This is a genomic window from Shewanella sp. S1-49-MNA-CIBAN-0167 (assembly GCF_040310145.1).
Lineage (GTDB): Bacteria > Pseudomonadota > Gammaproteobacteria > Enterobacterales > Shewanellaceae > Shewanella > Shewanella psychromarinicola.
Genome location: NZ_JBEOPO010000080.1, coordinates 1 through 2,866 on the forward strand (window position 1 = coordinate 1; position 2,866 = coordinate 2,866).

A 2,866-nucleotide genomic window follows, 5' to 3' on the forward strand; every position below is an offset into this window, starting at 1 on the left:
TACCTAACAGATTGTTAAATTTGGCAATCATTCACACGCCAATACATTCTTACTGAGCCAACTGCATAGGCATGTTATTTATTGACAGTCAAGCTTGAAAACAGCGCCATATCAGTCAAACATAACCTTATATCGCCATTTAAAGCCTAATAATCAACCCTGATATTGTTCAATTTTTGGCACTAAAGTGATTATAAAAAACCATAAAAACATCTAAAATTATTTATAATCAATTAGTTAATTAGCAACGAAGCTAAAAATAGTTATTTTGAATATAAAATATTCATGCATCACTGCACAATTATAAAGTTAAATTCGTATAGGGGGGGTGTTATCAGATTCGATTTCGACTAAAATAGACGTCTAGACGTATATTCAAATGCAACCAACGAGATTTTCCTATTATGGCAAAGCACTTGTTTACCTCTGAGTCTGTCTCAGAAGGTCATCCAGATAAAATCGCCGATCAGATTTCTGATGCGGTATTAGACGCAATACTTGAGCAAGATCCAAAAGCTCGTGTTGCGTGCGAAACATATGTTAAAACCGGTATGGTATTAGTGGGCGGCGAAGTCACCACTTCTGCTTGGGTAGATATTGAAGAAATTACCCGTAAAACCGTGCGCGAAATCGGTTACACCAATTCGGATATGGGTTTTGATGCAGATTCATGTGCTGTACTGAACGCCATTGGCAAACAGTCACCAGACATTAATCAAGGTGTTGATCGCTCAGATCCGGCTGAACAAGGCGCGGGTGACCAGGGCTTAATGTTTGGCTATGCCAGCAATGAAACCGATGTATTGATGCCTGCACCTATCACTTACGCGCACAAATTAGTTAAGCGTCAGTCTGAAGTGCGTAAAGATGGCACCCTACCTTGGTTACGCCCAGATGCGAAAAGCCAAGTAACGTTTGCCTATGACGATGGCAAAATCATCGGTATCGATGCGATTGTATTGTCAACGCAACATCGTGAAGACGTGAAACAAGCTGATTTGATTGAAGCGGTAATGGAAACCATCATCAAGCCTGTATTACCGGCACAATGGTTAAATAAAGACACTAAATACTTTATTAATCCTACCGGTCGCTTTGTAATTGGTGGACCTGTTGGTGATTGTGGTTTAACCGGACGTAAGATTATCGTAGATACTTACGGCGGAATGGCCCGTCATGGCGGCGGAGCATTCTCTGGTAAAGACCCATCTAAAGTAGATCGAAGTGCCGCTTACGCTGCACGTTATGTGGCTAAAAACATTGTTGCGGCTGGCCTTGCTGATCGCTGTGAACTTCAAGTGTCTTACGCCATTGGTGTGGCAGAGCCAACATCTATCAGTATTGAAACATTCGGTACCGGTAAAGTGTCTGAAGAAGTGTTAATCAAATTGATTCGTCAACACTTTGAGTTACGTCCATATGGCTTAACGGCAATGCTAGATTTGGCACGTCCAATCTACCAACAAACCGCTGCTTATGGTCATTTCGGTCGCGATATATTCCCTTGGGAAGCGACAGATAAAGCTGAAATCCTTCGGGCTGATGCTGGGCTATAATGAAGAAACGCATATCGTCTTAGCCTAGCGACTTTAGGCTAAGCAAAACGATATCAAAAATAAAACCGCCATTGGCGGTTTTATTTTATCTGATTTATTAGACTATTATTTGATCTCACAAATGGCTCACGTTATGTATCACCCCACTTGGCTAGACACAAAGATAACGGCAAACCACCAGCCATCTGTTGCGACTAAATCCATTGCGGTTAACCCAAGAGCAACTAATCCGACTGCGATTGAACTCACGGCTATCAAGCACTGTGCCAGTAAACTTTCTGCTATAAAAGCGTGGTCTGCACTCAAATTATTTTATCGTCAGCATATGCCTTATGCTCGATTAGCCCAAAAAGAAGCGGTTGCAGTGATTCATCACCTACACTCTTCTGGCACAGATAGCACAGACTTAAATCAGCAAACAATCGTTGCCGCAATAAGAATTAAACCGATAGGCCAATATCAATTGATAAGTGGATTATTAGTCCATCCTCACTATCGTGGCCAACAACTTTCAAGTCAGTTATTGCAATTTATCGCGCCCAAATTAACGAGTAGACATTGCTTCTTATTTGCCCACCCCTGGTTAATTGGCTTATATCAACGGCAGCACTTTATGGTGATAGACCCGAGTGCGTTTGCTAGGTTACCGGCAGAGATAATGCAGTTATATCATCGATATCACAGTGAGCAACGGCCATTAGTGATAATGCAACTCCATGACGCTGAAGTGACAGCGCCATAAATACGGGGTGATAGGCTCATTAACAATGATCAAAATGAGCCGTTTCAACACACATAAACGATACTTGCGGCATGGTCATTACTGGCACCACTTTGACACAAATTGACGCCTTATTAATCCGCTCGACTTGGGTAAACAATGTAATCGCTGCATGGTAATCATTGGTTACCCCACAAAATAACCACGTTTGTTGCCAGCACACAAAATATCCCGACGGCTGCAACTGTGGATCATCTTCATCTTGTAAATCAGCTGCAACACACTCAAACGTCTCACTCGCGTCAGTCAATACCGCAGCAATCAGCTTCATATTGTCAAACGCCGATAACCTTAAGCCAAGGTAAGGTAAAAAAAGGGTTTCAAAGTCAGTACTCATAATATTCCTAATAAATAACCTCAGCTCGGGATAGCAAACGATAATCAAACAACTCTTTGTCCTGCTATCGGTGTTGCATTGACTGACAATAGGGCCACAACTAACACGTCAATGTCCGTGCGACCTGAGGTCGTATGAAGCGCTGTTCACCGCGATAAGAGTGAACCATCTGTATCACCAGATGCCCCTAAG

The 2,866-nt window shown here is 42.3% G+C and carries 3 protein-coding genes; 2 read left to right on the forward strand and 1 reads right to left on the reverse strand.

Annotated features, from left to right (window positions below):
• Window positions 1-404: 404 nt before the first annotated feature.
• A complete protein-coding gene (metK, locus tag AAEZ00_RS20360) occupies window positions 405-1,556 on the forward strand; it encodes a methionine adenosyltransferase (RefSeq protein ID WP_124012405.1) in 1,152 nt (383 codons plus the stop codon).
• Window positions 1,557-1,689: 133 nt separating this feature from the next.
• Window positions 1,690-2,298, forward strand: a complete 609-nt coding sequence (locus AAEZ00_RS20365) for a GNAT family N-acetyltransferase (protein ID WP_351078492.1) — start codon at window positions 1,690-1,692, stop codon at window positions 2,296-2,298.
• Between the two features lie 19 nt (window positions 2,299-2,317).
• Here AAEZ00_RS20365 and AAEZ00_RS20370 read toward each other — a convergent pair whose 3' ends face one another.
• On the reverse strand, window positions 2,318-2,674 hold the full coding sequence (locus tag AAEZ00_RS20370) for a hypothetical protein (RefSeq protein ID WP_351078489.1): 357 nt from the start codon (window positions 2,672-2,674) through the stop codon (window positions 2,318-2,320).
• Window positions 2,675-2,866 lie beyond the last annotated feature (192 nt).